Here is a 7,195-nt window from a genome sequence, read left to right as displayed (position 1 = left end):
GTTTTATAATTACGATGCACATGGTAATGTGATAACATTAACCGATACCAACTATTCTGTTGTCAAGAGTTACACTTACGACGCGTTTGGCAATGAAATCAATCCTGACCCGAACGACCAAAACCCGTTCCGCTATTGCGGTGAGTACTTTGACAAGGAAACAGGGGACTATTATCTAAGAGCGAGATATTATGATACTTCAACAGGTCGGTTTTTGACGGAAGCCCCAGCAATATCAGGAAGTAATTGGTACATCTATGCTGAAAATAATCCAATAATGTTTACTGACCCAAGTGGGTTGGTAATTAATCTGCCAGGAGTAAACTCCAACAACTACAATGATGATGCACGTTTTCAAAACATACAAAAATTGACCGGGGATCAACTTTATGTTGACGATAATGGGAATGTGCAATTTGCGATTGGAGTGAACGATGGGAGTAAAGCAAGTGGGTCCGCTTTGGTAAGTGCGTTAATAGACAGCCATAAGACTTGTACCATTGTTTACACCGACCAAGGTAGTGGAACAGCCCCTCGCAGCTTGAAAAAGGCTACTAATGGAAAAGGTACAGACGCAACAATTTACTTTAATGCAAGTGACCCCGTTAAAGTATTAACTATGGATGCAGATGGTAATACATCGTATACAGTAGAACCAAAGGACATTGAATTGGGTCATGAAATGATTCATGCTTTGCATGATGTGCAGGGGACAAACGCCAGAAAAAAGCAAGGGAAACAAGCATATACAGATACTGACGGAACGGTAGAATTTGAGAGTTGGAACCAAGAAGAACTTAATACAACTGGGGTAGATTATATCAATGAAAATGGCAAAATCAATTGGGCTTCTGGATATGATATAACAGAAAACTCACTTCGTAAAGAACAGGGGCTAGATAGGCGAGATAGGTATCTGGTTTCGGCAGGGGTAAATTAATTGGAAAGAGAGGGTCATATATTTGTGAAAAACTTTTTTTCATTAGCATTAATTAGCATGATTATGCTTGCCTGTTCCGGTTGTGGGGGTAATTCCAAAATGGCTATCGTTAGTGTTCAGCCTGCTATGCAACAGCCTTATGTGTTTACGGTATATTCAAGTGGACTAATGAAAGTCCAGTTATGTAACTTTACCACTGGAGATTTAAGGGATTCAAGCTATACTGCTGATGTAAGCAAGGAGAATGACATTCAAATTGCAAAAGATGACCTCAATGAAATTAAGACTTTAATAGATTGCGTTGCTAAAAACAGCAAAGAAGCAACGCAGCCGGGCATTGGTGATGATACAAGTGAAGTTCATGCGCTAATTAGCGGGAAACTTTATAAAAGTTTATTTGTTAGAGATTATAAAAACACAACTGGGGCATCATATGAGAATTTATTGGATAAAGCTGTTTTAGATTTGTCTTATAAATTAATAGAATTGTCACCAATGAAAGTTTAGTAAAGGGGGCAAAGGCCAGGGATGGTCTTGCAACGCAACGCTTGGGCACTTAAACTCCCGGAAATCCTTAATATATCGGCTTTCCGGGAGCTTAATATATACGCATAATTATAAAAGAATAACTAATTCAGTTGAGTCTTATAGACCGCGCCTTTGCTGGTGTTATAACCTGTATAAAAGACACTGCCTATATGAAAAATGTTCTCACCTTCGGATGAAATGGGCACTTTAACAGACTTTATATATTTCCCGTTCCAGTCATAGACAACTATAATATTATCGCTCTTGCCGCTTTGAATAAAATAGATATAATTCTCGTCACAATCGCCGCCCTGGCGGGTGTAGTTGGTGACCTGACCAGTATAGGAGGCGGCAATGCTGAAATCACTGTTGAGAACTTTAAAATTATACCCGTCGCTGACGCCGATAACGTATTGATCCGTTTTTGCGTTATAGCCTATCGAATAAATATTATCCTTGATCTGGCTTGAGGATAAAACCTCAAGCGTATTAGGATCGATGAATGAAATGGTAGTGTATTTAGGCTTATTATGTACAGCAACAATCTGATTAGTTTTTGAATTATAGGTCAAATCGTTTCCGTGGTTGATGTCGATGTTAGTCGCCATTTTGACGATCTGCCAGTCCGAAAGCCTGATTTTGACAAGCTCGCATATGCTGCCCGGAACAGAGTTATTTTCCAGCACATAGTAGGCATAGGTTCCATCTGTACAACCACCCTGTAATATCTTATATTCCGGCTTTCCTGCTTTTTCCGACATATTTTCATATGTGCGGTCAACTTTAGCATTGTCTAAGATACCCCCAGTAGACTTGGAAGCACTTGAAGTGCAGGAAGCCATAAATCCGGATAATAAAACAGCAAAAACCAGCAGTAAAACCTTGAACAATAAACCTTTCTTTTTCACAGCGGCACCTCAAAATACACAAAAATAATATACATATTCTGAGTTATAAACTTAAATATAACAAAAGTCAAGGATTATAACATAAAAAACACATCCTCTTCTAAGTTAAACTCAAAATCGGATGTGTTTTGTTGCTTAATTATTTGTCTCTGCTTAAACTAACGACCATAAAACCGCATGGTTATACGATTTTACTTGTTGTCAGCAGCGTACATAACCTTTATAAGATCAACGACTTTGTTGGAATAGCCCCACTCATTGTCATACCAGGAAACGAGTTTAACAAATGTCTCGTTGAGCATGATACCAGCTTTTGCATCGAATATAGATGTTCTGGGATCAGAGATAAAGTCAGATGAAACGACATCTTCATCAGTATAACCAAGGATACCCTTCATCTCGTTTTCACTTGCTCTCTTGACCTCTTTGCAGATCTCTTCGTATGTTGTAGGCTTAGCAAGCTTAACAGTCAGGTCAACAACTGAAACGTCAAGTGTCGGAACACGGAATGACATTCCTGTAAGTTTGCCCTTAAGCTCAGGAATAACAAGCGCGCAAGCTTTTGCGGCGCCAGTTGAAGAAGGAATAATGTTGCCAGCAGCAGCTCTGCCGCCTCTCCAGTCTTTCATTGAAGGACCGTCAACAGTCTTCTGAGTAGCTGTGGTTGAGTGAACGGTTGACATTAAGCCTTCAACAATACCAAACTTGTCGTTGATAACTTTGGAAAGGGGAGCAAGGCAGTTTGTTGTGCAGCTTGCGTTTGAAACGACCAACATATCCTTTGTGTATTTATCGGTGTTAACACCGCAAACAAAGGTTGGTGTTTCTTTATCTTTTGCAGGAGCAGAAATAACGACTTTCTTAGCGCCAGCAGTCAGATGAGCGCTAGCTTTTTCTGTTGTTGTGAATACGCCGGTAGACTCAACAACATATTCAGCGCCGCAATCTTTCCACGGAATAACAGCAGGATCTTTGGAGGCATATACACAGATCTTCTTGCCGTTAACAACAAGTTTGTCACCTTCAATAGCTATGCTTCCTGTATACTGACCATGTATAGTATCATACTTAAGCATATACGCCATATAATCCACAGTAATGAAGGGGTCGTTGACACCGACTACTTCACAGGCTGGATCTGCCATTGCAACACGGAAAACCAGTCTGCCGATTCTTCCGAATCCGTTAATACCAATCTTAATTGCCATTTTTGAGTTCATCCTCTCATTTAATTTACTAAAGAATTTTTTTCCTAAAATATTATAACAAATTTCAGCTTTTTTACAAGTACATAATTGAAAAAGTTTGATAATATATTAACAATTTTTAATAAAAAATAACAAGAAAAATATACAAAATATTGTGGTATAATTAGGACTACTGTAATATTACAGATAATTGACAGAAATGAGGGGGAACAATGGAGACTTTTTCAAAAGGACTTGAAAAGCTTTTAAACTCATACTACTCAGAATCGGAAACACCCATTTTCCTTGCAGACAGAAGCATGAATGTTATCTGGAACAACAAATCAATTTCCTTAAGCGTTCCGCAATACGCAGCGACAAAAGATTTAAAACTTATTTTCGGAGAAATAAACTGGTCGGCTGTTTTGAAAAATCTTGAGCAGGGAAAACCGATAGCGATAACCGGTAAGATTCCCACTGGAGAATGTTTCACTATTCATCTTTTACCTCTTACTCCTTTGGATATTCTTGAAGGAGTATTAGGCTTTTTAACAAAATATGATAAGAATGGGGCTGATGCTGCTGCCGGCATGCTCGCCCATGATATTAAAAATAAGGTCTCAATAATTAAAAATGTAGGGCAACTATTAAAAAGCTCTGATGCTATTATGGGCAGAGATAGAACATATTTAGATGTAATATGCCGCAATTCCGCTATTTTATTCAATTTAGCGCGAAATTTTGATATTATAAAAGACGAAATAAGCTACACCCATCTACTAAAAACAGAACTTTTAGATTATGTTGGTTTTATCAAATCGCTATATAGCGAAGCGCGGCTTTATGCTCAAAAATCAGTCGATATAACGTTTGATTGTGATGAAACTTGTCTTCTAATTAGCTGCGATCCTGTAAAAATTGAAGATGCTGTGGTAAATCTTTTCATAAATGCACTTAAATATTGCAGAAGCGCGGTTAAGATAAAATTATTTAAAAGAAACAATATGGCTGTACTTACTGTTTATAATAATGGATCAGGCATCCCGGAAGAGAATATGTCAAATATTTTTCTTCCCTTTTTCACAACGGATAAAAAAGAGGGTAAGGGTCTTGGACTTTATATTACAAAGCTAATGGCTGTTGCTCATAAAGGAAATCTTTATTGTGAAAATACAAATGACGGGGTTGAATTTACATTCGAATTGCCACTTGTACAGAATATTTCAGAGCTAAGGTCGAATCTTACAATTTACAAACCGGATAATGATTACTTAAATCAGAGATTCAGGCTGGCAATTGAAGAACGAAATATACAAAAACATAGTTAATCCGTATAAAAACAGGTATAATAATAACAATAAAAATTATGGAAAAACATGTGGCTTTTGCCTTTATATTATGGTATAATGCTTTGGGCATTTTATCAATAAGTCTATTATATTAAAATATTAGGAGGAAAAAACAAAATGCAGAAGTATGTTTACCTGTTTTCTGAGGGTAACGGCTCTATGCGTGAACTGCTTGGCGGTAAAGGCGCCAATCTTGCTGAAATGACTGTGCTCGGGATGCCCGTGCCGCAGGGTTTTACAGTTACGACAGAGGCTTGCACGCGTTATTATGAAGATGGCGGAAAGATTTCGGCCGATATTGAAAAACAGATTTATGAGTATCTTGAAAAACTTGAAGGCATTGCAGGCAAAAAGTTCGGCGACGCTGAAAATCCGCTGCTTGTTTCTGTTCGTTCAGGCGCGCGCGCTTCAATGCCCGGCATGATGGACACCATTTTAAACCTTGGTCTTAATGATACTGTTGTAAAAGGTCTTGCAAAACTCGTTAACAACGAGAGATTCGCATATGATTCATACAGACGTTTCATTCAGATGTTCTCCGACGTTGTTATGGAAGTGCCGAAAAAGAATTTTGAGGTATTTATCGACGAAATAAAGTCAAAAAGAGGCGTAAAACTGGATACAGAGCTGACTGCAGACGATATGAAAGAGCTGGTTGTACGCTTTAAAGAATATTATAAACAACAAAAAGGTACAGATTTCCCGACAGAGCCGAAGGATCAGCTGATAGAGGCTGTCAAGGCTGTTTTCCGTTCATGGGACAATCCGCGTGCTATAGTTTACAGAAGAATGAACGACATTCCTTCTAGCTGGGGCACAGCTGTCAACGTACAGTCCATGGTATTTGGAAACATGGGTGAAGACAGCGGCACAGGCGTTGCTTTCACAAGAAACCCATCAACAGGCGAAAAGAAACTCTATGGTGAGTTTTTAAGAAACGCTCAGGGCGAAGATGTTGTTGCAGGCATCAGAACTCCTCAGCCGATTGCAGAGCTTGCAGATGCTATGCCTCCTATATATACACAGTTTGCGGATATAGCAAACAAACTTGAAAACCACTACAAAGATATGCAGGATATGGAGTTTACCATTGAAAAAGGCAAGCTCTACATGCTTCAGACCAGAAACGGCAAGAGAACAGCAGCCGCAGCTCTCAAGATCGCAGTTGATCTTGTTGAAGAAGGCATGCTGACAAAGGACCAGGCTATATTAAAGGTCGAGCCAAAACAGCTTGATTCTCTGCTCCATCCACAGTTCGACGCTGCCGCTCTGAAAAAAGCAACACCTGTTACTAAGGGTCTGCCGGCTTCTCCTGGCGCTGCTTGCGGTAAAGTTTACTTTACGGCTGAAGATGCTAAGGAAGCTGCAAACAATGGAAATAAAGTCGTTCTCGTAAGACTTGAGACATCACCGGAAGATATCGAGGGTATGTATGCATCAGAGGGTATATTAACCGTTCGCGGCGGTATGACCTCACACGCTGCCGTTGTTGCTCGTGGTATGGGAACATGCTGTGTTGCAGGCTGCGGCGAGATCCAGATGCATGAAGAAGAAAAATATTTCGTAGTCGGCGGCAAGACCATAAAAGAGGGAGATTTCATCTCTATCGATGGTTCTACCGGCAATGTTTATGCCGAGGCTATTTCAACAACAGAAGCGTCGATTTCAGGCTATTTCGAGACATTTATGAAATGGGCCGATGAGATCCGTGTCCTTAAGGTAAGAACAAACGCTGATACACCTCACGACGCTGCTCAGGCTTATAAGTATGGCGCAGAGGGCATAGGTCTTTGCCGTACAGAGCATATGTTCTTTAACGCTGACCGTATTCCGGCTATGCGTGAGATGATCGTTTCAAAGACCGTCGAACAGCGCAAAAAGGCCCTTGATAAACTGCTTCCGATGCAGAGAAGCGACTTTGAGGGCATCTTCCGCGCAATGAATGGCTACTCTGTAACTATCCGTTTCCTCGATCCTCCGCTTCATGAGTTCCTGCCTACTGCAAAAGAGGATATCGAAGCTCTTGCAAAAGAGATGAAGATGACATTTGACGAGCTGAAGGCTACTATCGACAGCCTGCACGAGTTCAACCCGATGCTGGGTCACAGAGGCTGCCGTCTTGCCGTAACCTATCCTGAGATTGCGGAGATGCAGACCCGTGCCGTAATCGAGGCTGCTATTAATGTCAACAAAGAGGGTATGAATATCGTTCCTGAGATCATGATCCCGCTGGTTGGTGCAATAAAAGAGCTCAAATACGTCAAGGACGTTGTCACCGCAACT

At 40.3% G+C, this 7,195-nt stretch carries 6 protein-coding genes; 4 read left to right on the top strand and 2 right to left on the bottom strand.

Annotated features, from left to right (window positions below; all coding sequences use genetic code 11):
* Nucleotides 1-940 (top strand): RHS repeat-associated core domain-containing protein (locus tag Q8865_10610; GenBank protein ID MDP4153867.1); only part of this gene is annotated, 940 nt, incomplete at its 5' end.
* Nucleotides 941-1,447, top strand: a complete 507-nt coding sequence (locus Q8865_10605; protein MDP4153866.1) for a hypothetical protein — start codon at nt 941-943, stop codon at nt 1,445-1,447.
* A 122-nt stretch (nt 1,448-1,569) separates the two neighbouring features.
* On the opposite strand, the gene Q8865_10600 is transcribed toward Q8865_10605, so the two are convergent.
* On the bottom strand, nt 1,570-2,376 hold the full coding sequence (locus tag Q8865_10600) for a hypothetical protein (GenBank protein MDP4153865.1): 807 nt from the start codon (nt 2,374-2,376) through the stop codon (nt 1,570-1,572).
* 191 nt (nt 2,377-2,567) lie between these two features.
* On the bottom strand, nt 2,568-3,584 hold the full coding sequence (gene gap, locus Q8865_10595) for a type I glyceraldehyde-3-phosphate dehydrogenase (GenBank protein MDP4153864.1): 1,017 nt from the start codon (nt 3,582-3,584) through the stop codon (nt 2,568-2,570).
* Nucleotides 3,585-3,796: 212 nt separating this feature from the next.
* Between gap and Q8865_10590 the strand changes: the two genes are divergently transcribed.
* Entirely contained in the window at nt 3,797-4,891 is a 1,095-nt protein-coding gene (locus Q8865_10590; protein MDP4153863.1) for a HAMP domain-containing sensor histidine kinase, read from the top strand.
* A 138-nt stretch (nt 4,892-5,029) separates the two neighbouring features.
* Nucleotides 5,030-7,195 (top strand): pyruvate, phosphate dikinase (gene ppdK / locus Q8865_10585; protein MDP4153862.1); only part of this gene is annotated, 2,166 nt, incomplete at its 3' end.

This window comes from Bacillota bacterium, assembly GCA_030705925.1.
Classification (GTDB): Bacteria; Bacillota; Clostridia; order Oscillospirales; family Feifaniaceae; genus JAUZPM01.
The sequence above is the reverse complement of the archived record's forward strand: the minus strand, read 5'-3'. Positions and strand labels throughout refer to the sequence as shown.

Coding starts and splice junctions, on each gene's coding strand:
- gap (MDP4153864.1), bottom strand. CDS start 3,584: ATGGCAATTAAGATTGGTATTAACGGATTCGGAAGAATCGGCAGACTG.
- Q8865_10590 (MDP4153863.1), top strand. CDS start 3,797: ATGGAGACTTTTTCAAAAGGACTTGAAAAGCTTTTAAACTCATACTAC.